The organism is Pseudomonas sp. HMWF032, assembly GCF_003060885.1.
Taxonomy (GTDB): domain Bacteria; phylum Pseudomonadota; class Gammaproteobacteria; order Pseudomonadales; family Pseudomonadaceae; genus Aquipseudomonas.
In genome coordinates, this window is sequence record NZ_QAIG01000004.1 from 194,142 (window position 1) to 220,122 (window position 25,981).

The 25,981-nt window shown below is 59.4% G+C and carries 30 protein-coding genes; 9 read left to right on the top strand and 21 right to left on the bottom strand.

The features are described from left to right. Window positions 1-5 precede the first annotated feature (5 nt). The 20 genes from DBR00_RS02510 to DBR00_RS02610 all read right to left on the bottom strand — a co-directional run bounded on the left by DBR00_RS02510 (window position 6) and on the right by DBR00_RS02610 (window position 14,759). The gene (locus DBR00_RS02510) at window positions 6-257 is read right to left on the bottom strand and encodes a hypothetical protein (protein WP_108488946.1); all 252 of its coding nucleotides are present in this window, start codon (window positions 255-257) and stop codon (window positions 6-8) included. After that, on the bottom strand, window positions 257-463 hold the full coding sequence (locus DBR00_RS02515; protein WP_108488945.1) for a hypothetical protein: 207 nt from the start codon (window positions 461-463) through the stop codon (window positions 257-259). The genes DBR00_RS02510 and DBR00_RS02515 overlap by 1 nt, the downstream gene beginning before the upstream one ends. 7 nt (window positions 464-470) lie before the next feature. Next, window positions 471-944 carry a hypothetical protein gene (locus DBR00_RS02520; RefSeq protein WP_108488944.1) on the bottom strand — a complete coding sequence of 158 codons (474 nt, stop codon included), beginning with the start codon at window positions 942-944 and terminating at the stop codon, window positions 471-473. After that, window positions 941-1,246 carry a hypothetical protein gene (locus DBR00_RS02525; RefSeq protein ID WP_146180659.1) on the bottom strand — a complete coding sequence of 102 codons (306 nt, stop codon included), beginning with the start codon at window positions 1,244-1,246 and terminating at the stop codon, window positions 941-943. Before DBR00_RS02525 ends, DBR00_RS02520 begins: the two co-directional genes overlap by 4 nt. Further along, on the bottom strand, window positions 1,228-1,518 hold the full coding sequence (locus DBR00_RS02530) for a hypothetical protein (RefSeq protein ID WP_146180660.1): 291 nt from the start codon (window positions 1,516-1,518) through the stop codon (window positions 1,228-1,230). The genes DBR00_RS02525 and DBR00_RS02530 overlap by 19 nt, the downstream gene beginning before the upstream one ends. 14 nt (window positions 1,519-1,532) lie before the next feature. Next, complete coding sequence (locus tag DBR00_RS02535) at window positions 1,533-1,892, bottom strand: hypothetical protein (RefSeq protein WP_108488941.1); 360 nt, start codon at window positions 1,890-1,892, stop codon at window positions 1,533-1,535. 169 nt (window positions 1,893-2,061) lie between these two features. Further along, window positions 2,062-3,018, bottom strand: a complete 957-nt coding sequence (locus DBR00_RS02540; protein WP_108488940.1) for a hypothetical protein — start codon at window positions 3,016-3,018, stop codon at window positions 2,062-2,064. 117 nt (window positions 3,019-3,135) lie between these two features. Further along, window positions 3,136-3,753 (bottom strand): DNA polymerase, encoded by a 618-nt coding sequence (locus DBR00_RS02545; protein ID WP_108488939.1) that lies wholly within the window; start codon window positions 3,751-3,753, stop codon window positions 3,136-3,138. Window positions 3,754-3,915: 162 nt separating this feature from the next. Then, window positions 3,916-5,316: a DNA polymerase gene (locus DBR00_RS02550; RefSeq protein WP_108488938.1), complete on the bottom strand. Its 1,401-nt coding sequence runs from the start codon at window positions 5,314-5,316 to the stop codon at window positions 3,916-3,918. A 3-nt stretch (window positions 5,317-5,319) separates the two neighbouring features. Then, entirely contained in the window at window positions 5,320-5,559 is a 240-nt protein-coding gene (locus tag DBR00_RS02555) for a hypothetical protein (protein ID WP_108488937.1), read from the bottom strand. Beyond that, window positions 5,559-5,948, bottom strand: coding sequence for a DUF1353 domain-containing protein (locus DBR00_RS02560; RefSeq protein WP_108488936.1), 390 nt, complete (start codon window positions 5,946-5,948; stop codon window positions 5,559-5,561). The genes DBR00_RS02555 and DBR00_RS02560 overlap by 1 nt, the downstream gene beginning before the upstream one ends. 279 nt (window positions 5,949-6,227) lie before the next feature. Beyond that, window positions 6,228-6,803, bottom strand: a complete 576-nt coding sequence (locus DBR00_RS02565) for a hypothetical protein (RefSeq protein WP_108488935.1) — start codon at window positions 6,801-6,803, stop codon at window positions 6,228-6,230. Window positions 6,804-6,823: 20 nt separating this feature from the next. Continuing rightward, window positions 6,824-8,470: a toprim domain-containing protein gene (locus tag DBR00_RS02570; RefSeq protein ID WP_108488934.1), complete on the bottom strand. Its 1,647-nt coding sequence runs from the start codon at window positions 8,468-8,470 to the stop codon at window positions 6,824-6,826. A gap of 9 nt (window positions 8,471-8,479) precedes the next feature. Continuing rightward, the gene (locus DBR00_RS02575; protein ID WP_108488933.1) at window positions 8,480-8,956 is read right to left on the bottom strand and encodes an N-acetylmuramoyl-L-alanine amidase; all 477 of its coding nucleotides are present in this window, start codon (window positions 8,954-8,956) and stop codon (window positions 8,480-8,482) included. Continuing rightward, on the bottom strand, window positions 8,953-9,435 hold the full coding sequence (locus tag DBR00_RS02580; protein WP_256582907.1) for an endodeoxyribonuclease: 483 nt from the start codon (window positions 9,433-9,435) through the stop codon (window positions 8,953-8,955). Before DBR00_RS02580 ends, DBR00_RS02575 begins: the two co-directional genes overlap by 4 nt. Beyond that, on the bottom strand, window positions 9,410-10,078 hold the full coding sequence (locus DBR00_RS02585) for a hypothetical protein (RefSeq protein ID WP_108488932.1): 669 nt from the start codon (window positions 10,076-10,078) through the stop codon (window positions 9,410-9,412). Before DBR00_RS02585 ends, DBR00_RS02580 begins: the two co-directional genes overlap by 26 nt. A 191-nt stretch (window positions 10,079-10,269) precedes the next feature. Next, on the bottom strand, window positions 10,270-11,004 hold the full coding sequence (locus DBR00_RS20860; RefSeq protein ID WP_108488931.1) for a dATP/dGTP diphosphohydrolase domain-containing protein: 735 nt from the start codon (window positions 11,002-11,004) through the stop codon (window positions 10,270-10,272). Next, window positions 11,001-11,318, bottom strand: a complete 318-nt coding sequence (locus tag DBR00_RS02595; protein WP_108488930.1) for a hypothetical protein — start codon at window positions 11,316-11,318, stop codon at window positions 11,001-11,003. Before DBR00_RS02595 ends, DBR00_RS20860 begins: the two co-directional genes overlap by 4 nt. 345 nt (window positions 11,319-11,663) lie before the next feature. Continuing rightward, a complete protein-coding gene (locus tag DBR00_RS02605) occupies window positions 11,664-14,270 on the bottom strand; it encodes a DNA-directed RNA polymerase (protein WP_108488928.1) in 2,607 nt (868 codons plus the stop codon). A 123-nt stretch (window positions 14,271-14,393) separates the two neighbouring features. Beyond that, a complete protein-coding gene (locus tag DBR00_RS02610; RefSeq protein WP_108488927.1) occupies window positions 14,394-14,759 on the bottom strand; it encodes a hypothetical protein in 366 nt (121 codons plus the stop codon). Window positions 14,760-15,010: 251 nt separating this feature from the next. Here DBR00_RS02610 and DBR00_RS02615 point away from each other — a divergent pair, with 251 nt between their 5' ends. Next, window positions 15,011-16,261 carry a site-specific integrase gene (locus DBR00_RS02615; RefSeq protein ID WP_108489002.1) on the top strand — a complete coding sequence of 417 codons (1,251 nt, stop codon included), beginning with the start codon at window positions 15,011-15,013 and terminating at the stop codon, window positions 16,259-16,261. Here DBR00_RS02615 and DBR00_RS02620 read toward each other — a convergent pair. Continuing rightward, a complete protein-coding gene (locus DBR00_RS02620) occupies window positions 16,250-19,516 on the bottom strand; it encodes an NACHT domain-containing NTPase (RefSeq protein ID WP_108488926.1) in 3,267 nt (1,088 codons plus the stop codon). The genes DBR00_RS02615 and DBR00_RS02620 overlap by 12 nt on opposite strands. A gap of 484 nt (window positions 19,517-20,000) precedes the next feature. Between DBR00_RS02620 and DBR00_RS02630 the strand changes: the two genes are divergently transcribed. The 8 genes from DBR00_RS02630 to DBR00_RS02665 form a co-directional block, all read left to right on the top strand. Further along, entirely contained in the window at window positions 20,001-21,656 is a 1,656-nt protein-coding gene (locus DBR00_RS02630) for a M64 family metallopeptidase (protein WP_158271538.1), read from the top strand. Between the two features lie 36 nt (window positions 21,657-21,692). Next, a complete protein-coding gene (locus DBR00_RS02635) occupies window positions 21,693-22,067 on the top strand; it encodes a hypothetical protein (protein ID WP_108488924.1) in 375 nt (124 codons plus the stop codon). A 13-nt stretch (window positions 22,068-22,080) separates the two neighbouring features. Continuing rightward, a complete protein-coding gene (locus DBR00_RS02640; RefSeq protein ID WP_146180662.1) occupies window positions 22,081-22,701 on the top strand; it encodes a hypothetical protein in 621 nt (206 codons plus the stop codon). A 94-nt stretch (window positions 22,702-22,795) separates the two neighbouring features. Further along, complete coding sequence (locus tag DBR00_RS02645) at window positions 22,796-23,227, top strand: 3-hydroxyacyl-ACP dehydratase FabZ family protein (protein ID WP_158271539.1); 432 nt, start codon at window positions 22,796-22,798, stop codon at window positions 23,225-23,227. Beyond that, window positions 23,220-24,512 carry a beta-ketoacyl synthase gene (locus tag DBR00_RS02650; RefSeq protein ID WP_108488921.1) on the top strand — a complete coding sequence of 431 codons (1,293 nt, stop codon included), beginning with the start codon at window positions 23,220-23,222 and terminating at the stop codon, window positions 24,510-24,512. The genes DBR00_RS02645 and DBR00_RS02650 overlap by 8 nt, the downstream gene beginning before the upstream one ends. Then, a complete protein-coding gene (locus DBR00_RS02655; RefSeq protein ID WP_108488920.1) occupies window positions 24,509-25,249 on the top strand; it encodes an SDR family NAD(P)-dependent oxidoreductase in 741 nt (246 codons plus the stop codon). The genes DBR00_RS02650 and DBR00_RS02655 overlap by 4 nt, the downstream gene beginning before the upstream one ends. Before the next feature lie 14 nt (window positions 25,250-25,263). Beyond that, window positions 25,264-25,527 carry an acyl carrier protein gene (locus DBR00_RS20625; protein ID WP_158271540.1) on the top strand — a complete coding sequence of 88 codons (264 nt, stop codon included), beginning with the start codon at window positions 25,264-25,266 and terminating at the stop codon, window positions 25,525-25,527. Window positions 25,528-25,530: 3 nt separating this feature from the next. Then, the coding region (locus DBR00_RS02665) for an MBL fold metallo-hydrolase (protein ID WP_146180664.1) at window positions 25,531-25,981 on the top strand (451 nt) is incomplete at its 3' end.

Consider the following 25,981-nt stretch of genomic DNA (forward strand, 5'->3'; position numbering starts at 1 on the left):
TTTCCTTAGGGCGCGAGGTGATCTTCAGAGGCAACCTGGCGGACAACGGAACCAGTACCGGGCCACTTACCTTCCACCAGCTCAAGGCCAGCAGAGGTCACGAACCAACGGTCACGGGCCTTGTTGTCGATCACCGAGGAGATGTGCTTACGGCTGGCCGCTTCAGCGATCAGTGCAGCGTGTTTCCGGGAGAAGTCCGACTGGAAGCTCTGGGGGTTGAGGAGCATGTGACGCAGGATTCGGAGGTAGGCGTTCATCAGCTCTGAGGGCTCAGGAGCTTTTCGATGTTGGCCTTAACAGCGGCGGCCTTAGCTACCTCGGTCTCCAGGACCGTGCTGTTGTTATTTAGATGGCGTACCTGCTCATCGTTCTGCTTGATCACGCTCTTATTGCTGGTAATCAGCTTGTCCAGTTCCTGAGTGGTCTTGGTGAAGCCCTTCAGGATGTCGCTCAGTGATTTCATGGTGTGCCTATTGTTGTGATGCGTACTTGTCCAGGAGGGCCTGAATGGCGCAGAGGGACTCCTCTGGGAACTCTTGAGCAAGTAGCTGGTTGAAGCCCCAAAGCAGGGGCGAGAGGCGCTCCTTCAGGTCACCTTCAGGGAACTCCGACTGGATGTCCCACAGAGCCGCTGCCATGGTTTGCACAGGACCACTGAGGGTCACTGCCGCCAAACCTTCAGGCTGAGGGCGAATCTGGATGAGGTGAAACGGGAGGAGGTTGGTCAGGTGGGCCAGCTCGTGGATACTCCAGGAGAGCTTCACCGTGAGGGAGAGACCCCGAAAGAGGCCACTAGCGGGACACTCCATAATGGCCTGTACAAGCTGAGTACCTTTCTTGGCCGAGGCACTCTTCACGAGATACTCACGGGCCTTTTCGGATACGTTGGGGTCTCTGAGGAAACGGCCCCGAGAGGCCGCCTTGAGGAGGAAGGGGTTACTCACTTCCACACCACCCTAGTAATGGTTTCGGTGACTTTCTCGACCTCATGTAGCTCAAGGTCAGAACCGCCGTATTCCCAGTCGTAGGTCCAGTCGGTGTGGTAGGAGCCTGAGCGCCCAGCAGTAGCCGAATAGAACTTGCCTGTGGTGGTGTCCTTGAGGATGTTTGTACAGGACTGGTACTTGTGGTCCTGGACCCACTCACCTTCCTCTTCGATTACAAAGCGGTCAGTGTCACCCCAGAAGACATCGCGGGCTTCAGCGGCTGGGATGATGATGGGGCTCATTACTTCTTGTTCAGCCACTTGGCGTACTCCTTGCGGGCATAACGCTGGTCCCACACGGACAGTGCGGGCATGAGGATGGCCAGAACCGGGATCAGGACAAACAGGCCCAGCAGGCGGCGTAAGCCATCAAAGAGCTCCCGGAGGCTTACAGCCCAGTTGGTACGGGAGAAGAACGCACCACCCAGAAGGCGGTAATTACTACGCACCAGGGGCCAGTAGGCCATCTCTGCACGGTGCTTCAGGCAGAGTTCCCGGAGGGACATTGGGCGGGTGTTATAGGGTGTGCTCACGGTCTTTCTCCGGGTTAGTGATGGTCGCGTTCAACGATCCCAGCGGGGCTCTTGGCGAGCTCAGCTAGTGCGCAGATGTCAAAGTGAGGGCCGAATACCATCGCGCCCTTGTAGCGGAAGTTCTCCCGCATCTCGTGTTCCATGGCGACCTGAAGGGCCAACCAAGCGGTTTGCACGATTTCCCCTTCAGTCATGTGCGGCGACAGCAGCCAGTGGCGGCCTTTCCACACCAGAGGTTTCCCCGAGACGTTGCAGGTGCCTTCCTCACAGGAGACCCGAAGGGAGCCCTTAGCCTCATCAATGACAAAGCTGAAGCCTGCATAGGTGATGTCTGCCAGGATTTCCTGGATGTGATTCAGTTGTTCAGGGGTCATCAGAAGGTTCCCTCTAAGAGGTCGTCATTGCGCCGCTCAAGCTGGCCCTGTTCAAAGGCCGCACGTTCTGAAGCGCTGTAGTCAGGTAGTGTTTTGCGCGGGTTCTTGTAACCGTCTCGCCAAGCTGCAAGCCATTCATCTGTCACGTCCCGGTCTCGGAATGTGGCCATCAGCAATCAGCCTCAGTCTTGTCAAAACGGACACCCTTGTAGCGCGGCTCCCGGAGGAACCCGTCAGGGGTCATCTTCATGGCCTCAACCTCAATGATCTTCCCGACGATCTGCCACGGGCGCTGGAGCCAAGCTGTACGCTGGGCGAAGTCACCACCGGCTACGGGGATTTCATGGAGGGTGCCGTCAGGGGTTTTCCAACGGCAGAGGAGGGAGCCAGCCATGCCGGCCATCTTGCCCACACCTTCCTTGACCCCAACTACTTCGAGGTCTTTGGTGATGCGTTCTTTGATTCGCATGATGCGGTGATCACGCTTGCCGGCTTCCCAGAGAGCCTCAGGGTCCCGGAGGATTACCCCTTCACCTTTGCGGCTAAAGACTTCCTTAGCGGTCTCTACGGCATCATCTTTGGTCCCACGGCAGGAAGCTGGGAAACGAACCAGGCGGGTTACCTCATAGGGGTTCTTGACGTTAACGTGTATCCAAGCCAAGCGGCTGAGACGGTCGGTGAAGTGAACTGAGCTGTACCCCTCACGGAACTCCTTTTGAGTCAGGCAATCGTGAACAACTAGGTTCAGCCAACTGTTCTGCTCATGGCGGCGAACGGCTCCAGAGGTTTCCCCCACGGGGGCGTACTTCCAGACATAGCCATCTCGGTAAATCAGGAGGAGCTCCCCGATGATCACCAGGGACTTGTCCAGGTTGAGACCTTCGAGATGGTCCTCCAGGTGCTCACAGGAATGGATGCGCTCACCAGTTCGGGTGAATGCCTGCCAGAACCCTGCAAGGAACAGGAAGAACGCATAGACCCCATCGAGCTTCTCAGTGATGTGGTAGAGCTTCCCCTCAGGGAGATTCTTTGGGCTGACATCCGCCAGGTCTTTCACCTGCTGAGCCAGCTTGTCGGGTTTACGCCCGGTCAGTCGGGTCAGGGTGTTCTTGTCCACGGAAGTCATCGCGGTCTCTCCAGATGGGTTTGTCAAAAATGATTCGGATGGCCAACACGAGGAAGGCCGCTAGGAACAGAGCCATAGGGCCTCCTTGTGGGTTGTTCTAAAGTGTCCTGAAACTGGTTAGTGGCACTCGAACCAGGAGCTACCGACCTTCGCTTCAGTGTCCAAACGGACCTTGAACTGGAAGAACTCTTGGGTATCCCGCATGGCCTCTTGAGACTCCCGAGCAACAATCTCTGCTATCTCAGGCGTTCTGCAGGCCACTTGGATTTCATCGTGGACCCAGGCCATGTAGGCGAAGTCGCCATCCCAGCCGTGTTTCAGGCCCAGGGCTGTTAACCGGCGTTCGGTCTGTACCAGCCACTTCTTGCAGATGAGGGCACCTGCGGACTGGAGGAGGGTGTTTGGGGCTGAGTGAGGGGAGCGGATGTGGAGCTTGCGGCCATCAAGGCCAATCAGGTGGCGTCTCTTCCACTTGATCTTCTGTTCCTTACCAACCCACTCAGAGGACTCCACGAGGACCTTCTGAATGGCGTCCCGGAGTTTCTTGATACCAGGGGTCTTCTTCAGGAAGCTCTGCATCAGCTTCTTGCCGATTGCCTTCTGTTCCTCAGGGGCCCCTAGGGGTAGAACAATGGAGCCGATCTTTTGAGCACCGGCACCGTATAGGAATGCATCGCTATGTTCGGGAGAGGTCGCTATGTTCTCCCCGCCGTTAGGCAGCTCATAGTCACCTATGAGACCAGACTATCTCTTCACCCTGTTGCCAGGGGCTGCGCGCTTCGAGCTGCTTAGCTCTACTCCCTTGCGGGATAGTCGTTACACCTTCCCCTTACGGGGCTTGGCTCGGTATTGCCTCTGAGAGGGTTCCACCGAATTCACGCAGTTTTAATCGAGGGGTTACCCCCAAGTCATCCGAATCCAGATGAAGGTTTTTGCTTGTTCGCGGGTGTCCAGGCCAGCGGCTTTCATGTTGACCGTGTGGATGTCACCGTTGAGAACGATGTGGGCATATTCCCCATCATCGAAAGCCCACATGAAGTGAGCCAGGCAGCGGAGCTCCAGACCTGAGGCGTCGATACCGACTTGGACCCAGCCCTTAGGAGGCCCAAAGAGGGCCCGGAACTCGGCACCCCAGCCCCCGAGGAAGCCATAAAGGACCTCCCCGAGTTTGTTCTTCGAGACTGCGGGGACCTGCGCCATGTTGGGGAAGCTGTGAGTGGCGCGGCCTGTTACAGCCCCGTTTGTGTTGACGTAGCCGTGGAGGTTTCCGTCTTCAGCTACCAGCTTGAGCCAGGCGTTATCGCCTTCGGCCAACTGACCGATTCGCTTCTGAATGGTGAGGTACTCAACCACCAGCTTGGCCTCTGGGAATGCCAGGGCGTCTAGGGTCGATTCATCTACTTTGGGTTGGCCGGTCTCGGTGAACTCGGTTGGGACCCAGCCCATCAACTTCAGGCAGCGCGCAATGTGGGCCCGAGAGGAAGGGTTGAACGTGATGTGGACTACGGGTGTGAAGGCTGCGCCCTCGACATAGCCGAAGCGGGAGTTACCGCGCTTGGGAGTCTTCGGGGTTTTCCCTTCGTACCAGCTCCCGAAGGTCTCCACGAGGGACTCTTCAAGCTCTGCTCTTCGGGCCCCGAGCTGGGCGTAATACTCAACCGCTTTCTTCTGATCGAAGGGGAAGCCGTTACGCTCTTGCTGGGCAATGACCCAACACACGTCATGTTCGAGCTGGATAGCGGTTGGTGGGTAGTTCTTGCCCTTCAGCAGCTCATAGAGCTTGAGGGTCACCTGAACGTCCTGAGCGCAATAGTTCAGCATCTCCTCGGAGAACTGAGCCCAAGCGTCAGCGGTGTCAGCGGCGTAGGTGCCCTTGAGGACACCCAGTCGGTAACCCCAGGCTTTCAGGGAGTGGGACGCAAAGAGCTTCCCAGGAAGGACTCCTTGACGGAGTAACCGGGCGTCCTGCAACTCAAGGTTGGAGAAGACCAGGCGGGACACCACGAGGGTGTCATAGATGCGGGCGGGGTTCGGCTTGAACCAGGGGAACACTTTCTGGATTGCAGGCACGTCATACTTAATGACGTTGTGGCCGCCTATCTTGTAGGGGCCGTCTTGCTCTAACTCCTCTGGGGTTGGTTCTTCCCAGGAGGCGTCCATGAGCTTGCGTAAGCCTTTCTCCACGGTGTCCGGTCGGTAACGCCATGTGCGCCCCGAGATGGAGTCCGTGATGACCAGGCAGTGAAGCCGGGAGATGGTGTCAAGCAGCCCGTCCGATTCAACATCGAACAGGAGCATTGGTTATTCCTTGGGTTTGAAGAAATGCCCTTTGGTGCCACAGCGACCGGAGGAGGCATGAAGGCCAACACGCTGGTCTTTGCACTGGAAGATTTCGCCCGTTGGTTCCTTCTTGCCCGTGACTAGGGAGAGCGTTTCTACACGCGAGCGATAGCACTTATGACCGTCGCTGGTGTAGCTCTTGTGGTGGACGCAGTTGACGCAGAACAGCGGGTCAGGCTTCCCGCCTTGGATGAGTTCCATTACTTGATTCCATTGGTGATTGCGTAGGAACGCACAGCGGCGAACATCACCTCACGCTTCCACTGGGGGACCCCGAGGACCTCCATACATGCCCCGAAGATCAGGTCACACATGAGCCGGCTGATTTGCACCGACTGGCCGGCAATGGTCATTCGACGGTAGCGGCAGAGGTAGTCGTGGATTACTGCGGCCTTGGCGTACTCGCCCCACGGGGAAAGGATTGGCCAGAAGGCGCGCGGGATGCTTGCGCCATCGGTGACGAAGCCATAAGGGACGGTCACGTTGGTCTTGGCGTTTAGGGAGCCGAGGTAGAACGGGAGGGGCTCTCGGGTTTCCCAGAGGTTAGGCCCCACCCACTCAGCGATAAGGGGTTTCGTAAAGCCGCTCACTCAGCGTCTGTCCAGGGAGTGTCCTCAAAGCCCTTGTTGAGGTTCCGTTTGATCAGATACTGACGCCAGCTCTCGGACTCGGTGGGGTAGGACGGTTTACAAAAGGAGAAATTCCAAGAGGATTCCCGGAGGACCGTACCGGGCCAGAGCTCTTCGCCCTCGGAGACGTGCATGACCTTACCGCTGACGTAACGGGAAGCCTCCCATTTGGTGTAAGCCAGTACGGTTGCAGTGGCCTCGTGGTTACGGGTGTGGTGGACCACGGAGAAGGCGAGGAGCTTACCGGCCAGCAGCAGCCCCTTGGCGCAGAGACTCCCAATCGAACTCCAGGCGGTACTCAGGGAACTTCAGGAGCATCCGGTCGATTCGGTTCTGGAGGCGCTTGACGCTCTCGGTAACGCGAATGAGGGTGATGGTTTTCTTTGAGTGGTCCTGTACGAACTCCTCAGAGGTGAACCAGTTGTCACCGTCAAAGACCGCTTGGTTAATGCCGAAGTCGAAGCTGGCGATTAGGTCCGATGGATGCGCGCTTTGGACCCAGATGAGGTTGACCTCGTGGCCCGATGGGGTAACCCACCAGTCGATTGCTCGGATGCCACGGGCTGACAGCAGGCTATCGGTGTAATCCAGGACGCAGCCTTTGGCAGGACGCCAGCCTTGGTCCTCCAGGACATTCTTGAGGAGCACTCGATTGCTCGGGTGAAGGTCTACCCAGAAGTCCAGGTCTTTGGTGAGGGCCAGCTTGCCGGCGTAGAGGTCCCGAAGGGCACCCCCAGCGAGCATTACGGGATGGCCCAGGATGTTACGCAGGAGGGCCTGTAGGGCCATCCAGTGGGATGGTAATTCAGGGAACATGAGGTGTCCTTGTGGGCCTGCTAGAAGCCCACGGAAGATGCGGTTGCTCCGTCCCCTTGGTCATCATCACCATCAGGGTCATAGCCAACACGTTCAGAGAGGAGCCCGGTCTGGGCGTCATAGGAGAGGTAGATGACCTTGCCGGTTGCTTGCCCGGTAAAGCGATCTTTGAGGATGCGGAAGGTGGTGGTCTGAGCCCGTACTGGGTCAGGGTCCTGCTGGTTCCGCTCCAGGCCGAACATAAAGAAGGACCAGAAGCCAATGGCTCGGGACCCTTTGAAGTGACGAATCATCACCCGCCCGCCTTCCTCGTGGGGTTTCCCCTCGGGAGTGCTCAAGTGGCTGATCAGGTGGACGATGATTCCCAGACGCTTAGCGAGGGAGGCTACGGATTCCATGAGGATTTCCAGGGACTCTTTCTCGTTGGCTGGGTCTGCAAGGGCGGTGAGGTGATCGACATAGAACAGACGGATGCCTAAGGCTTGTGCCATGTAGGCGATCTTGGCTTCCACGGTTTCCCATTCAGTACCCCCAAAGGAGTCATAAAGGGTCACCGAGTCGCCCAGCGTATCCAGGTGCTGATCAAGCTCTTCCTCAGTCCAGCCATCATCAGGGACGTGGAACCGCTTACCAGCCATCTTGCCGGCGATGCGTTTCCCAGTCTCTACAACGTCCTGTTCCAGGTAGACCACACCTGCCTTTTCCTGGAGCTCGGTGACATCGAAGGCCATCTGTTGAGTGAACAGGTCGGTCTTGCCCACACCAGTGCCGGCCCCGAAGGTGTACACGTCCCCGAAACGGCGACCATAGGTCAGCTTCGTCAGCGTAGGGAGGAACCACGGGAGGCCGATTTCAGGCTTCTCTTTGATCCGGGAGCGAATCTCGGAGATGTTCACCAGACCATCCGGGCGGTAGGTCTTGGCGTTCCAGATGGCCGTAATAACGTCTGCGCCTTTACCCTTTAGGAGACACTCATTGGCGTCCTTCAGGGGCAGCTCAGCGATCTTGCAGCGGCCAGGTGGGAAGAGGGTTGCGCACTCTTGCATGGCGTCCCGACCGGGATCGTCCATATCGAACATCAGAATGATTTCATCGAACTTGAGGAGCCATTCGATGTTCTCAGCGATTGCCTTACGGGAACCGTCAGCGCCCGTGGGCACCGAGACTACAGGCCACTTATGGCCCTGCAACTGGGAGACCGTGAGGGCGTCAATCTCACCCTCGGTCACAACAACCTTCTTACCGCCGTCCTTCCACAGCCACATGCCGTAGAGGTACTTACCGATCTTGCCGGTAGTGAAGAAGTCTTTGTCCTGGAAGCGGACCTTCTGGGCCACGATGGAGCCTGTGGTGTCCCGGTAGTTGGCGATTTGCGCCCACTTACCCTGGATTTTACCAACGTGATAACCCCACTTCTGGCAGGTTTCAGCGTTCAGGTTTCGAGACCTCAGGGCTTCTACAGTGCCCTGATAGTCCTCCATCGGGATAACCCCTTTGGCGGCTGGCTTGGCTTCACGAGGGGAGCCGTTGGAGTCCCCTTGTTTCGTCACGCCACAGGAAAAACAGTGAGTGTGCCCATCGGAGTAGTGGGCGTTTGCATCTGAGGAGCCACAGTCGGGGCATTCAGACTTATAGAGGAACTCCGACTCTTCTTGCTCGTGAGCCATTGGGGATTCCTACAGGGGATTCTTTTTGAGCCAGGCGCTGATGTCGAAACTCGGACAAGCCTTGGTGAACTCGTTAGGAGTCACCTTGCCGTCCCGGTTCAGGTCTGGGGAAAGGTCTCGATGGCCCACAATGCGGGCACTGGAATAGCGCGCTTTGAGCTGCGAGAGGAGGACCCGGAGGGTGTCCCACTGGGCTTTCTGGAAGTTGTCAGCGGGTTTGCCCTTGGCATCCACACCACCGACCATGCAAATGCCGATGGAGTTATGGTTGTGGCCCACGGCATGAGCGCCCAGTTCAGACTCTCGGCGGCCTGTTTCCAGGGTGCCATCACGGCGGATGACGTAGTGGTAGCCGATGGTCACGAAGCCGCGCTTCAGGTGCCACTGGGTAATCTCACGCTTGCCGATGTCGGCGCTGCCTGTTGCTGAGCAATGGACCACCAGCAAATCAGTGGAGGTCCGATCCTTCAGGCGAGGGGAAGTCATTTGGAAGCGTCCTTATTCTTAGGACGAAGTGCAGGGTGAAGCGGTTTCTTGGGCTCTTGGAGCCACTCTTCAGGGACGCTCTTTTTGGCGTACTTGAAGCCGTTCTTTTCACACCACATTGCGTAGGTGGTTGGGGAACCCTTGTAGAGCTTCGATTGGGGGTTGCTGAAGACGAAGCGGACATCGAGGTCAGGGTATTGCGCCTTGATCAGGGCGTGCTTCTTGCGGTCATCGGAGTCAAAGAGCCCTTTGGACTCAATGATGATGTTGTTCTTTAGTACGAAGTCAGGGGTGTATTTGTGGTCGGAGGCGGGGACTACATAGTCCAGGAAGTAAGCCTCAAAGGGGACCTCGGGACCCAGCGCCTTAGCGATGGTCTCCTCAAGGCCCGAGCGATACCGAGCCGGATTACTACCCGGCTTGATACCCCGTTTGATTCCTACAGACCGGCCCTTAGAAGTTCGGGCGGTCATCACCATCATCGGCGTCCTGATCAGGTACATCGTCAGCATCGAAGCCAGCGTTATCCGCCTCGAAGCCACCCTCATCTTCGTCTTCATCGAAGCCCAGGTAGCCAGCGCTAGCGCCACCACCAGTGAACTCGACCAACTTGATGATCTTCACGCCACGGATGCGCAGGGTCACACCAGCGCCCAGGAGGGCGGTGTAGTACGGGCAGACGAAGCAGGAGATACGGGCCACGGTGCCAGTGCCAATTTTCAGGTCAGCAGTCAGGCCCTTGCCCTTGGAATCGAACAGCGGGATCTTCCGCTGAACCACTTCCTTGGTCTTCGAGTCGGTGTAAGAGGCTTTGGACTTGAAGTTGAAGACCACGAAGTCCTCACCGTCTTCCTCAACTTCCTCAAACGGGAGTTGGGCTTCCTTCACACGCTTACCGGAGCCTTTCTTCTTCGACTCGGCTTCGGAGATTTGGCGCTCCAGCTCTTCCTGCTGGACCTTTTCGATCAGTTCCACGAACGCCTGAGCGTCAGCGGCTGGGACCTTGATCTTGGTCTTGTAGACGCCAGCCTCATCAAACTTGGTGTCAGGCTTGATCAGGGTTGGGTAAATCAGGGTGCCCTTAGGGGACACCGCTTCGACGTTGTTGTTTTCGTAGGCCATTTAGGCGCTTTCCTTTTCACTGCGGAAGCGTTCCTCCAGGGCCTCCAATTGGGATTCAGCAAGGCCGAACTCGCGTTGGAGTGCCATGGATTCGCTTGGGGGGAGGTAGCCGCACTGCTGCACGGCTCGTTTAATGCGGGCGGATGGGGACTCAGGGAGAGCCCCGGAGGGTGTTTCTTGGTGAGGAGCCATCAGTGGTGGTCCTCTTCTGGACCAGCGGGTAAACCCACCGTGTCCACTTGCTGGTATTGCTTGAGGATGTCTTCGAGATTGCCCTTAGGAGGGCGGTCATCGTTGAGTTTCCCGACTGAAGCAGCATCCAGGACAATGCCGAGGCAGGCCCGAGCGTGCCCCAGGTGGTGAGCGCGTGACTCCTCATCCAGGTCCTGGCCTTCCCACCATAGGTAGATGTGGCGCAGGGCTGCATGGAAGTACACCGAGGAGCTCACAGCGTCTTTACGCCAGTTGGCAGGGCCGTACTTTTGCAGACCCAGTTTCAGGGCCATAGCCTCGTGGGCCATAGCGACCGGAGACACCAGACCTAGTGGGGCTTTCTTCTGACCTTGGAGGGTCTTGGGGTTCCCGTCTGGGTATCCCTCGGGGAGGAGGGCCGTGAGCTTGTCAGCCAGGGCGTTACAGGCATCCTGACCTACCGAGCCAAAGCCGGCTTCTGGGTATCCAGCGGCCTCGTGTGCTCGAATCTCAGTAGCGGTTACCCGCTCGGAGCTGCGGAGGTAGAAGTAGCCGAGTTCTCCTCGAATGGAGAAACCATCTTCCCCCCGTACACGGTATACAGGGCGGGAGAATCGACGGCGCAGGGTTCCCTCGTGGTAGTTAATCATGAGGGATTCGCCAGGGGCGTACCAAAAGGGGATGCCACGGAGCTTTTCAAAAGGGCCCGTGTAACGATATTCCTGCTGGTTCATGCCCGAACACCCATAGAGCCCACTAAGTAATTGGCGAGGCCCCGGAAGAAACCACCTACTTTGCTCTTGCTCTTGCGCACCACGGCCTTGGTCTGTTCCTTCACGACTTCAGCGGTGGCCATCTGAATGGTCAGCTCTACCGGGCGGTAGGTCATCGCTTTCACATAGTCAGCCGGGGAGATGGCGTAATAGGTGCCCTGGACGTTCACAGAGGAGGCGCGCTTGTTGTGGGGGATTTTGGCCAAGATGGTTCTGGCTTCATCCTGAACGGTGAACGCCTTGTGGCCGGGTGCGTAGCGGAGGGAGATGGTCATAGGAGGTTTCCTGAGGGCAACAAAAAGCCCTCACTAGGAGGGCTCGGAGATGGGTGTGTGGTTTGTTCTAAAGTGTCATGTAACTACTGGATTCCCCGTAGGGGAGCGACGTAGCCACTATGCTTGTCAGCGTCATAGTCGAGAATGAAGGGCTTCTCCTGGAGTTCACCTATGAGGAACCTTGCCCGGTCGGCTTCGTAGCGAACCCGGTCTGGATACTCGGAGCGGTCAAGCGTCAGACCTTCAGAGATACATTCACCCTTGCGGTGGAGTATTGCTGTCCAGTTTGACTTCCCGTTTGACTCTGGCATGGGGCCGTACCACACCGTTAAGGCCGGTTGAGCTTCAGGCGAACGCATATTGAGACTCCACCACGCCAGTGACATCCAGGCTCCCGTTCTGCGGGTAGTCGAGCTTGAGGAGTTTCCCCAGGTTCGCCTCCGACATCTGGTCCATTACCTGCTCCTTGAAGCACCCGAGGACATCCTGAGCGGTGTAGGTTCTGACGAACTGCTCTCTGACTGCTCTGAAGAGGAGGTGAGAGTTCCCTGCATGGGTCCCGAAGGAATCATGGATCATCGCAAAGCTCCGAATCCCCAAATCACTTGCTGCGTGTACGGTCTCCATAAGGTGGCTCGCGTCCATTGAGTGGATGAAGTTGGGACTGATTCCGTTGCGCTGGGCTGTGGTGTCGATGTCGTCCCCTCGGTGGGTGATGTTCATGCGGATAGCATTGGAGCCGCCGTCCTCAGAAGTCCCCTGGAAGTCCCGGATGAGGCTGGAGCCAAAGACCGTATCGACTCGCTGAGTCTTGGGCTTGCGGTATTCCTGCCATACAGTGAAGCCGGCTGGTGTGGTCCACCTTACGGGGAGCCCTTGGGAGCCCAGCAGTGCAGCGGCAGACTTCAGCCAGTTCATAGCCTCCACGGCCTTGACCACCACCTGGCTAACTGCAACCCAGATATGGCCAGCAAGGAACCGGGCCATCTGTGAACGCTCACCAGGGGTTGGCCAGAAGTGGCCCTTACCGTTCTCCACAGCGGGGCGGATGACATCGGACATCAGTTGCTCCGAGAATCCGTACTCGCGGGAGCCATAAGCCAGCGTCATCACAGAGCGCTTCGTCACTTTCCGGTCTATACCGTAGGTGAGCCAGCGTTCAGCCATGGTTGCTGTACCCAGTTGGAGAACCTGTCTGGTATCCTTGTTCTCTTCTGTGCCGTATTCCCGGTCTACCCACTCATCGGAGGTCCCATGTCCAACGTCAGCTTTAAGCTGCTGGATAACCTTTTCGGCAACAAGTCGGTAGATGTCCTCGGGGGTCTCCCCAGGAACCAGGTTAACGGCACCACCTCCGACCTCATCACGAAGCATTGCGCTGAAGTGCTGAAGACCGGAACAGCTACCGTCGAAGGCGACCGGGATGTGACTCACGAAGTCATCACCGAAGCGTTTATAACCAGCCCATTCGATGCAGAAAGCCAGGAAGCAGAAGGGGCTGTCTACGTCAGTCCAGAAGAGTTCCTGGAGGGGATCATGGGCGACCCTGAGGATCACTTCTTCATGGGCGCTGATCCACTGGAGTCTCTCCTCGAAGCTGACCTTATCGACCCCAGCACAGTTGGCACCGTGAATTGCCAGCCATTTAGCGCCTTCCTTGCCGAGCGGTTTCCCCTCACTGAATCGCAGGATGCCCTTCATCAGGTCGTCTCCTTGGGGGTTCAAAAGGGTGGCCGCGTAGATTCGCCCACGGAAGTCCAGGTTGTGGGGGAAGTAGATGGCGGGGTCATCGCGGAACTTCTGGCCTTGGCGCAAGATGGCCGCAACCCTACGCCTCCGGGACTTGAGGGAGTTGTTCTTGGTATGCCACTCAAAAGCAGCCTTTCGGTAAGCGAGACGGACCTCAGGGTCTTGGTCGATGCCATCTGGCCTGAGCGGCGGCTCCTCCCCAATGATCGTCGGGTAGTCCTTCACGACGTTTCGCGTCCACGATAAGACCTCGGTAGCTGCATCCAGGACTTGGCTGTTGATAGCCCAAGCGGTTTCCTGGATCAGGTTCACGGCCTTGTAGACTGGCGTGAGGTCGAGCTCGCTATAGACGCTCTTGACCACGGACAGCGGGGCACGGACAAACAGGAGAGGGCGGGTGTGCTCCGTAAAGTAGCCACCACCAATCCAGTGATTCCAGGGTGAGGGCGGAACCACTGTTGGAAGGTGGACCACTGAGGCGTCAGCCAGCCGTGAGTTAACAGCAGCGGCTTTCTCAGCGAACTCTGGAGCCATGGTTAGCACTAGCGAGATGTCCTTCACGCCAGCCCGTCCAGGCGCTGTACGCTGCAAGTGCCCAATCCCCGTGGCCTGAAGAGCCAGTGAGAGGAGGTGGGCACCAACCTTGACCATCGTAGCTGCATCACGCCCAGTCTCTTCGACATCGAGGCGTCTTTCCCAGGCCATCACATAGGCACGCTTAACGTGGTCGCCTTGGCGCTGCTTGAGACCTTCAGCAATAGCGCCTTTGTAGGCCCGCTCAAATTCCCCCTTGAGGTGATCCGCTCGGAGCTGGGTATCGATGTCCACACCGATCTTGCGGGACACGTTCACAGCCGTGGTTGGCTTCCCCATGAATGCCGTAAGGGTTGCCCGGAGGGTGATGTAGGCCACCTGAGTGGAGTCCATCTTCTCAACGTACTTCAGTAGCGCAGTCTTACGGCCACCCTTAGGGCCCATAGCCTCAGCCTTCCAGGCATCAATGGCTTTGGCGACCATGGGCACACCTTCCTTGAATATCCAGCCGAAAGCCGATACCCCGTTTACATCACCTTCCTCTAGAGCCCTCTGGAGGTTCTTCTGGAACAACTCGGTGCCCAGGTCTGAACCTTCTTTCTCTAGCATCATCTGGCGTTCGGCCAACTCTGGGCCATAGGTATGCAGCAGGTTTTCGTATGGAGTCATTAACGATCAATCCCCAGGATCATTAAGGACACCTCAGGGCAAACCCAGGCGTACTCCTATAGGAATATTCCTTTGGCCCTGAAGTGTCATGTAACTGGCTTGGTTAAGGTGTCCTGGAACTACTTAGGCGCTGAGTGCGGCCTCGGTGGTTTCCTGAGGGACGGCCAACTGGAGAGGAACCTTGGAGGTCACCATGGTGCCGAGCGACATCTGAGCTTCGCTGGTCAAGGTCTGGAAGCGCTTCATGGCTTCTGGATAGGTGCGGAATGTGGCGAGGGTTTTGTAGTAACGGGCTGGCATTGCCGGTGCAGTGAGGAGCGCCGGGCGGATTGCTGCGGATTGCACAGTGAAGATGGTTTTGCCTGCAAACTTACCCTTCAGGAGTACAATTGAAACTCGCTTTTGAAGGTCGGTGGATACTTTCAAAAATCTGATGGGTTGAGCTTTGGTGGCTTTTTGATGTGTGTTAACGCTTGTGCGGTTGTGCATATGGAGCTCCTAGCTGCGTTTTAGGGCCTTCCTGTGGGGGCCCGTAGGGTGGTAGCTGATTTCCCTTAAAACGCCTTATACGAGCAAATAGAAGCACTTCGCATAATGTATATTATGTTAAACCAGGTGCTATGTCACAAATGTTCATGAGCATCGTAAGACTCTGATTCGACTGATAGCCACTCGGTCTCCCTGCTTGTAAACGGGCTATGCTCTAGATGTTCATGGTAGACCTGCGTAGGTGCTTCCTTATGAAGCTAATCCAGTGTCGTTTCGCGTCTGGGCAACGAGTGCCATTGCTTGTGCAGGATGGGACTGGCTCACCGTTACCTGTGCTCGTTCCATTCCTCTATGTCCAGCTCAAGCACAGATACAGTGCCTACAACACTGTGGCTGCCCATGTACGAGCAATCCAAACGTTCTACCTCTACGCCGAACGTCGTGGCCTAGATGCTGATGAGGCAATTTTGGCCTGTCGCTTCGAAGCTATTCTGGCGCTGTTGGACGGCTATTCCGTTTGGCTCATGAGTAGCCGACAAGCCGACAATCTGGCAGGTCGAATCGGCGCTGTTGACTCGTCACACCGCCAAATCGATTTGCGCACGCGTGACCAGTACCTGCATAAGCTGAAGCACTACCTGTCCTGGTGTGCCACCCGTTACATCCCGCGCACCCGCCAAAGTGCCAGCGCACTCGTCGATATCAACGCTGTGTTTGTCGATGTTGCCGACGCCATCGAGCGACGCTTTGAGAGCCATACTGTTGATCTTCGCCCAAACCAGACGCGGTACCGCAGTCTGACGGATACCCAGCTTCAAATTATCCGGGGGCTGATCAGACCAAACGCACCAGATAACCCATTCCCTAAACGGTTGCAGTTGCGCAACTGGCTGATGATTGAGTTGTTGCTGGAAACAGGCATGCGCCGAGGGGAGCTTTTGAAGCTTTACACCACGGATATCAACCAAGGATCCATGCATGCTTACGTCAGCATCCTTGATCGTGAGCAAGATCCTGGCGACCCACGTGCTGAAGAACCAGCTCTGAAGACAAACAGCCGCACGATAGGTATTTCCTCTGATCTTTATGAGATTTATGAGCGCTACATTCAGTATGAGCGGCGGCCTATACGCGGCGGTAAGCCGATGAAGATGCCATTTCGTTATCTGTTTATCTCTGATAGAGGTCGCCCGCTGTCGATAAGAGCCTTGGCTAGCGTTTTTGATCGACTTTTTCAGGCCATCGACCAGGCGCACACGGGCCTACTGCCTACACTTTCAGCTCATGACTTCCGTCACACCTTCGCCGACCGGTTTTTAGCCTACTTGGTTGAAACACGTCGTTATGAACTGGAACGAGCTATGGATGAACTCAGACGGATTTGCGGTTGGTCCGACACATCGGCTATGCCGCGTCGTTACGCCGGGCGCTATCTTGCCGAGTCGGCTTGCCGCCACAACGCTCAACGGACTTCGGCGGCCTGGAAGCGTCTAGACGATTAAGGGGTTTCGCTGTGGATCAATCAGCTGATAAGGATCTTGCTCCCCCCTCCTCCTCAGATACCTACAAGTTTCAAGGTCCGACTCGGATCGCCATTCGAAGAGGCTGCTGACGGCCAGCTTAGACGTCGGTGTTCGCCAGTAGCCACCGCTGGGGTATCCCTCGAAGATCACACGGTGAATAACAGCGTCCTCTGACCCTTCCAGGGCACGTACGAATTCATTGCTGAATACCTCCGGCTGCATGCAGACGGCAAAGTACGCCCAACGCAGGCGATCAGCGCCGCGCAGATCGCTGCCGGCGTTCAAAGCGTCAGTACCGTCGCCCTGGTTCGACCAATGACACAGCACCTCAGCCAGCAAGGATGTCAATGCTGGCGCTTCAACGTTCAGTTCAGCCAGCCGAAGCACGCTGTCCAGAAACCTTCCCCGAAGCGTATCTGGTTGCTCTAAGGCTGCGTGCACGGCCCACAAATGTAGCGCGGACCTCGCTGGGTACTCTTGCAGCTTGTACACAAGCGACATCCAGCTGGCATCCCGTTTCTCTGCGAGCCGACAAAAATATGAAGGGTCGTCTAAGAATAATCGGATGAGTTGATCAACGCAGCAGGCCTCTACGTGTTGCTTGAGATAGGCATTTCGCATCGAAAATGTGGAGAACAGGACCTGGAGAATTCGGTCCACGGGTTCTGCGGAGAAATCCTGCCCGCCCGCGAGGTGTAAAGACGCAGATGCGGCTATGACGGCTCCGCCAGTGCCTCGGTCCTCTTTATGCTCACCCTTCGACCACACATCGGCGAGCCCTTCAAGAATGCATTGAGCAAGCGGTTCACCGAACACCTCATGGAGCGCATCTACTCCACTTCCACGGTGCCCCGAGATCGGGCGACTGCCGCAATAGATTTCCGCCCCCCAGTACAGGGCCGCGTCGATCTCGCCTGCAGCAACCGAAGGCAATTGCAACTGCCACTCGACTATTTGACGCAGCAGCCACTGCTCGGTGCTATCAGGATGGTGAGCTTGCCGCTCCGATTCTTCCTCGATGTATAGCCGCATGTACTGGAGGGTGGCGTCAGCAGCAGCACCGGGGCTCTCTTGGAGCACTGGAATCAGCCAGTCAGGTACTGGCTCCCCTTGTACTAGTGCCCAGACACCCACCTGTCTACCGACGTATGCTGAACCGACGTTGGAGATTAGTTGCTCGGAGTTAAGCATCAGACGAACCAGCGTATCGGTAGGCTTCAAGCCAAGCGCGCGCATGCCCAGAGCTAGCATCCCGCTATCGGCTATGTCTTGGTCCGTAATCAAAAGCAGCGCGCGCAGCACCGTCTCGGGAGTGGACCTATCGATCAACCACTCTACAGCAGCGTTCTTGAAGGTTGATTCGGCCCCGGTGATCAGACCACTCGCGACCATCATGTGCGCGAACTCTACTGCGGTTACGTCGACGTCCGACAAGGCGGCGATGCACAGCACCGAGGCGAACTTGTGCTCCAAGGCACCTCTGCCAGCCTGTAGCCGCCACCGCTTCGGTGTATCCAGAATCAAAAGGCGCCACAGATCCGCGGCCACATGCCAAGCTATGTCTCTGATCGCGTAGGTGCTCTCCATGCGTCCATCTTCCGACGCAGCCCTTGGAAGAAGTGCGTTGTTGACCTTTTGTATGCTGGTCAAAACACGCTCCACGTCACCTACATCCAACTGTTGAGCTGGGATCGCGCAGAACAGTTGTGCAATGCTGCGCAAGTGACCGCGCGGCATCTCTGGATCGGTGCAGAGCTCGTCAACTCGCCCCCAGATGCAATCCGCCGAGGGCGCTGCATTATGCAGCCAGGCACCAACGGCCTGCTCGCGGCACCATTGCACATCACTCTGGCGTAACGCGACGCTCCAGCAGGCGTCTGCGACGCATGCTATCGCCGGGCCGGTAGACAACGCCTCTAGCAACATGCTTAGTCGATGTGTGGACGCCTCTGTCTGCAGCAGCTCAATCACCAACGGCGTCAGGTCTAGGGTGACAAGTCCTACGGAGCAGATCCGTGCCGGTCCCCACTGCTCCGGAGTCCAGCGGAAAAACGGATCACGAGTACCAACATCCTGCAGAAGGATGACGCGGGCCTCGGCGGGAAGCGTGGCCGCATCACCATGCAGCAGCAACGTTTCTGGGTCGCGCTGGACCAGCCGTAGGGCGTGGTGCAGTGCGCCCTCGTTGGCCAGGTGACAGGTGAACCAGGCGTACAGCGCCTTCAGGCCATCGGATGGCAACCCATCGACCGACACCAACAGGGCAATAGCGCGTTCGATGTGGAGTCTTGCGTCTCCTAGGGCACCGGTCACCATGCGAGCTAGGTAACGCGCGGCCAGAAACTCCTGGATGCTGCGATGAAAGGGTAGAAAGTTCTCGCCCTTTTTCATGAATAGTGGAGTGTCCAGGACGGTCTCGCGAGCGAGCGGGTCAAGTCCGGCGTCATGCACCGACAGCATGGTGTCTGCCACGGGAGCAGATAGTTGCAAGCCATGCTTTCCGGCCAGAAGCAGGGTCAGAAAGATGCGTCCTGCATAATCCAGGACTACATCGGGCGCAGGTTCGCTGCCTTGCCGGTCTTCTGTCTTAGAGGGGTTGTGCTCGGTAGCGAAATGGCGTGCACCGGACTCGTACAACTCGAAACGAGTGAGCGACGGCAACCGTTCAGGCTTCACACTCATGAGGAACTTCAGTCCCAGCGGAGATAGCACAAAAGGCGTCGAACGCAGCGTCTGTAGCGTGGAGAGGAGCGTGATGGGTGCTGCGCAGCCAAATGCTGTGAGCACGGCGATCGCTTCCTCCTCACTGAGCGGTTGCAACTGGGCGACCACGGGTGCCACGTCAAGGGCTGCTAGCCCATGACCGAACGCCCTGCTGAGCTTTCCACCCTCGTTCCAATCTTCCGCTCGACAGCTCACCCGCCATCGCACCGTCGGCAGCTCTTCTAAGCTCTTTGCAATCTCAATGGCATTTTGTATGGGAACCTCATCGAGAGCATCGATAAACACCATCTTGGTGTCGGACAGATCCTTGCGGCGAAACCAAAAGGCGGAAATGCACGATGCTCCCGCTCGCCCCGCAAAATGCTCGAGCGCTACGGTTTTGCCCATGCCAGGCGCGCCCAGCAATACAACATAGGGGGCTTCGGCCAGATCACTTAGCCGCTGAGCGCTTGCATATTCGTCAGGGCCTGATGATATCGAGATGAGCCGATCTATCAGGGCGATTGACATTGTGCAGCGACACCAAGCGACGAGGAAGTTGCCATTATACGGGATAACGCTGGTTGCTCACGCCCCCTAATGGGCCTCAGTTTAAGACTTGGAGGCATCTACGAAATCTGGGGCGATTCACTTGTTCATGGGAGCCTGCTATGAAGCTGATTCAGTTTCGTTTCTCGTCCGGTCAGCGCATTCCACTGCTTGTGTAGGATGGTCTAGCGGCGCCATTGCCCAAGCTAATCCCATTCATCTACGTCCAGCTCAAGCTCAGGCATCGTGCATACAACACCGCTGCGGTGCACCTGCGTGCGATCCAGGTTTTCTACACCTATGCCAAAAGCCGGGAGTTGGATATCGATGAGGCCATCTTTTCCGCAGATCGATCCGCGCACCCATTGACGACCAGGAAAAACTTATAGCAACATGCCGCCACTCAAGTAAGACGAGTTGGCGTTTTCCAGTAAGAATTCTGATCTTAGGGATGAGGGCTTTTCGGATGGATGCTGCTTCGTGCACGAAAATCGTCGACAACGGTCCCTGCGGAAAACGCTTTCTCATCGCCATCACCGGCGACGGTTTCACCTCCAGCCAGCTCGACGCCTTCCACCAGGCCGTCGCCACGCTGATCAGCGGCCTCAACGCCATCGTGCCGATTTCCTGGCGCCTGCAGGACGCGATCAACGTCTACCAGCTCGACACCGTTTCCAGCCAGTCCGGCCTGTCGCCGAACAGCGCCCTGGGCACTGCCAGCTGCGGCACCTCCGCCAGCAACCTGAGCGCCGATCCGACGAAAGTCATCTCCGCCCTGAACGCCGCCGGCCTCACCTGGCACCTGGCCGTGGTCATCGCCAACACCAGCAGCGCCGGCGGCAGCTTCGGCGGCAGTCTGTGTACCCTGACCCTGGACAGCGGCAACGTGGCCCTGCTGGCCCGGGCCATCGCCCATCTGGTGGCCGGACTGGGCGTAGAGTACGCCACCCAGCCCGGCAGCTACCCGGACATCGAGCCCAGCAGCCCCAACCTCACTACCAGCCTCAACGCCGCCTCACTGAAGTGGAAGCAGTATCTGACCCCCGGCTTCACTGCCCTGCCCTCCGACCCCTCGGCCAGTGGCTGGCAGCCGTGGATGATCGGCGCCTTTGAAGGCGGCGGCAATTACGCCAAGGGCATCTACCGGCCCAGTCAGAACTGCCTGATGCGCGACCCCAGCGCCGGCTTCTGCCTGGTCTGCTACCACGAGTTGCTGAATGCTTTCGCGCCCTATCACCAGACCACAGGTCTGTCCTGGCTGGCCAGCCAGAGCGGCGTCGGCACCTGGTCGGCCGTGAAGGCCGTGTCGCCGCCGGTGCAGCCTTCGCCGATTCAGGCGCTGGCTACCACCAGTCTGGCCAGCCGGCTCTTCGTCTTCACCCTGGCCAATGGGGTCATCGGGCACAACTCGGCCACGGTGGTCGGCAACTGGGAAAGCCAGCAGCCGATTCCCCTGAGCACTGCCAATGTCGGCCAGGTCGGCGATATCGCCGCGACCCTGGCCGGCAGCGTGGTACTGGTCGCAGCCCTGTCCGGTAACCAGGTCTGGCTGGCCAGTCAGGCGGCCGGTGCGGCGTGGAGCGGCTTCAGCGCGATTCCCTCAAGCGGCCTGCCGGGCGGCTGCACTCGAGTGGCCTGCGCGGTCATCAACGGTCAACTATTCGTCTTTGCCTCCGGCAGCAAGGGCATCTGGCTCAGCGTGCGCAACGGTGCTCAGGTCTGGGACAGCAGTTGGAGCGAGATAACCACACGCCTGGGGCTGGACGCCGGTTCGACGATCGACTGCATCACCGCCGGCGCCGCAGTGCAGGGCCAGTTCGTTCACCTCTTCGCTGCCCAGGGCAGCACCCTCAAGCATGCCAAGGTCAACGCCGCTCGCGCCTGGCTGGCTGCGGAGAACGTCGCCAGCAGCGGCCTGACCCCGGCCCTCGATCTCAACTGCGCGGTTCGCGACGAGGGTTACGTGTTCCTCGCTGCCGCCACGGCCAAGGGGCCGATGAGCGCGACGCGCAATGCCGTGAGCTGGCCCAGTGCCGCTACCCCCCTTTCCGCCCTGCCGAGCACGGTCAGTCGTGTCTCGGCGGGCTTCCTGTCCGGCACGCTTTTGGCCGCGGCATCCTGACCCACCCACACAGCAAGGCCATCATGGAGAACGCTTATGAGTAGTGGCGGCGGCAGCAGTCCAACCCCCAACCGTACCTGCACCGGTACCCTAACCACCTCGCAACGGCTGGTGCTGGTCGGCACCCAGTACAGCCTCAACGGCGCCAACTGGACCACCACCCCGCCGACCTCGGTGCCAGCAGGCAGCAATGCGGCCACCGTGTTCGTCGCCAACGGCCAGACGCCGGATGGCAAGGTTACCTACCAGGCCGACGACGGCACCCAGTTCATCCTGCAGTTCACCATGAACGGCACCAACTCGGCGAACATCCTCGGCGTGGGTGGCACGGCTTCGTCGTACAACTACAACAAGACCTTCCCCACCGCTGGCGACACCATCACCGTCGCCTTCACCCTGTCCAATTCCTGAGAGGAAGCCCGTCATGAGCTACACAATGTCCGTGGACCGGGTGATCCAGCTTGCCCGTTGTGACGATTTCCCCGAGGCGAAAATCCGCGAAATGTTCGCCCAGTACAACGCCACCGAACTACCTCTCGAGATTCTGGCAACCTTGCCGATCCCGCTGCCGGTGAAGGTCTATCTTGCCCTGCAGGACGAATTCTTCAGTGAAGCGGAATTCCGCGAACTGTCGCTGGCTTTCGCCAAGCATGCGGCCAGCAGCGACCCGGCGGTGCAAAGCAACCACTTCGTCAGCAGCACCATCAGCGCCTATGAGCAGGCCCTGGTGGAGACTCGCAGCCTGGCGCATGGCGTCGCTCTCAACGCCAGTATCCGGCAACAGGTCGAAGGCTATCGCGGTGCGGTCAAGGCGTTGATGGAACCTCTGACCCAGGCGCTGCGCAGCGGCAATGGCAGCGGCGCGCCGTTACACACCGTTGCCGCCTATGAGGCGGTGTGGTTCGCCGGCTACGAGCACCATGGCATCGCCTGCCGCAACGCCGCCTCTTGCGCCGTGGCCACCGTGCCCAAGGAGCAGGCCGACGCTGCTCTGCAGTGGGTGCTGGACAGCGCCGTGGCCGTGACCCAGGCCCGGGCGGCCTGACATGGCCAGCACCAGCGCCGCCCTGGACGTCGCCACCGCGCTCGCCCGGCTGCGGCGCGGTCCACTGCTGCAAGCCACGGCGGGAGCCTCCGTCGTGGTGGCCTTTCCGCCCCTGGAACAGATGCTGCCACACCGGCCGCCATTCCTCCTGATCGACCGCGTCCTGGCCTGGGATCCGGACGACCATGTACTGCACGCGCAGCGCCGGGTCGACCCTGAAGACCCGGTGCTCGGCGGGCATTTTCCCGGCAACCCGATCTACCCCGGCGCGCTCCAGGGCGAGGCCATCGCCCAGGCCGGCCAATGCCTGCTGCACATGGCCCGAGGCTGCCCGGCGCAACCGCTGGACATCCTCGCCACACGGGTGTTCGGCGCCCAGTTTCTCGGCCAGGTCCGCCCTGGCGACATCATGGATATAGAGGTACGAATGCTCGACGACAACGGCATGCTGGCGATCTTCGGTGGACGCATCAGCGTCGCCGGCGCGGTGCGCAGCGTGGTGGTGATGGAGGGCTGCCATGTCTGACCTACCTCGCGTGGTGGTGAGCGGAATGTCGGTGCTCACTGCCCTTGGTGAAGACCCCGGCAGCCTGCTCGACAACCTGCTGGCCGGGCGTTCCGGCATTCGCCGCTGGAGCAGCTTCGACCGTGAGATCGCGACCAAGGTTGGCGGCAGCTTGGAAGGCTTCGATCCGCGCCCGCGCCTTGCTGCCCTGGCCAACAGCCTGACGGAAGCGCCACGCCTGCGCCTGCGCCGGGCAAGCAACCGCCTGCCCTGGTCCACTGCGTTGTCGGTGCTGATGGCCGGGCGCGCCTGGCAGGACGCCGGGCTGTTCGCGCTGCCAGCGGGCGAGGATGGCGAAACCGCGATCATCGTCGGTGGCCACAACATCGGGCAGAACTACTACTACAACAATTTCCGCCAGTTCGAGCAGGATCCCGACCATATCGACGTGCAATTCGGCCTCGCCGGGCTGGACACCGACCATGCCGCGGTGGCCTCGGAGGTACTCGGCATTCGCGGCCCCGGCTACAGCGTCGGCGGTGCCTGCGCCAGCGGCGCCCTGGCGCTGCGCGCGGCGTTCAACGAGATCCGTTTCGGCGATGCCGAACGGGTCGTGGTGCTGGCCCCGGTGCTCGACTATTCACCCTTGGAGCTGCATGCCCTGGCCCTGATGCAGGCGGTCAGCCAGCGCTCCTTCAATGATCACCCGGAACAGGCCAGCCGGCCTTTCGACCGCCGCCGCGAAGGCTTCGTCCCGGCCCACGGCGGCGCCTGCCTGGTTCTCGAACGTGCCGACCTGGCCCAGGGCCGCGGCGCCGAGCCGTTGTGCGAAGTGCTCGCCGTGGCCGCCCGCTCCGATGCCAGCCGCCAGCCAAGCCCGCAGGAAGACGGCCAGACCCGCACCATCCAGGCCGCCCTGCGCGAAGCCCGCCTGCAGCCCGGCGACATCGATTTCATCTGCGCCCACGCCACCTCGACGCCACTGGGCGACCTTACCGAGGCGCGTTCGATCCGCGGGGTATTCGGCGCGCACCTGGAGCGGCTCAAGGTCAACGCACCGAAATCCATGCTCGGCCATACCTGCTGGTCGGCGCCGCTGGTTGAGCTGGTGGCGGCCATCGCGCAGATGCGCGCCGGGCAGTTACACCCGACCATCAACCTCGACGACCCTGACCCGGAGCTGGACTTCGATGTCTGCGCTGCCGGCCCGGTGGTGCATCCGGTGCGTTACTTACTGAAGAACGCCTTCGGCTTCGGTGGCAACAACTGTGTGGCGATCCTCGGTCGCTGGGAGCCCCGTCCATGAATTTCCTCGTCACTGGCGGCAGCCGCGGCATCGGCCGGCGTATCGTCGAACAGGCGCTGCTGGCCGGCCATGATGTTGCCTTCACCTGGAACCAGGACGCCGAGGCCGCCGCCGCGCTGCAACGCCATGCGGCGGAGATCGCCCCGCAACGACGCTGCCTGGCCCTGCGCCTGGACATGGCCGACGGCGCCGCCATCGATGCGGTGTGCGAGGAGGCCGACCAGGTGCTGGACGGCATCGACGTGCTGGTGGGCAATGCCGCGATCAACCGACCGGGCCTGGCCGTGTCGTTGCCCGACGGCGACTGGCGTGCGGTGATGGAGGTCAACCTGGACGGCAACTTCCGCCTGTGCCGGACCCTGCTGCCGGGCTTCATCGCCCGTCGCCGCGGGCGCATCGTCCTGATCTCCTCGGTGGCTGCCCACGGCATGAGCGGGCAGATCGCCTACAACGTGTCCAAGGCCGGACTGATCGCCATGGCCGCGACCCTGGCCCGGGAGTACGGGCGCCGCGGCATCACCGCCAACGCCCTGGTGCTGGGTCTGGTGGACACCGACATGAGCCGCGAGACCGCAGCGCCGAAAACCTTCGAACACTGGCTCGGGCAATGCCCCACCGGCCGCCTCGGCACGCCGGACGACGTGGCCCAGGCCGTACTCTACCTGGCCTCCGACGGGGCCTCCTTCATCAACGGCCAGGCCATCCACCTCACCGGTGGCCTGAACTGGGTGCCATGACAAGGAGCGACACAATGCACGATATCCACGAGACGGTTCGCGAAGTGGTTCTACGCCATACCGAGGCCGCCCTGGCCTTCCTTGACCTCGGCCCGATCGACACCCAACTGCGCTTCGACCACCTCGGCGCCAGCAGCCTGGACATCATCACCATCGTCTCCGACGCCATGCGCGAGTTGCGCATCAAGGTTCCGGTGGAACAGCTCAACTCGCTGTCGAGCATCGACGCGCTGATCAACACCCTGAGCGGCGCCGTGGCCGCCCGCGCGAGCGACTGAGCCATGGCCTGGTCGCTGGAGATTCACCACATCGATGTGAAGAAGGCCGGCGACGCGACCCTGATCGTCGCGAAAAACCCGGATAATGCCGAGGGCCAGCGGGTTCGCGCGGTATTGATCGACGGCGGGCGCAAGGACGTCGCCACCCATCTGCACAACTACATCACCAACACGGCTGGGCTGGCCAAGCTCGATGCCGTGGTCGTCACCCATTACGACGGTGACCACCTGGGTGGAGTGGTCGCCCTGCTGGCGAAGAAGGTCAGTACCTATGACACGGTGCGAGTCTATGATCGGGGCTGGCCGGCGTTGGGGCCCACAGACGCGTACCTGCGCTACCTCCAGGCGATCAATGGCAAGTCCGGGCGCAACCGCGTGACCCGCGCCGTAAAGGCCGCTGACCTAGGGCCCAATATTCCCTCTAGCATGGTGTGGCGCACCGGCTCACCGGCGG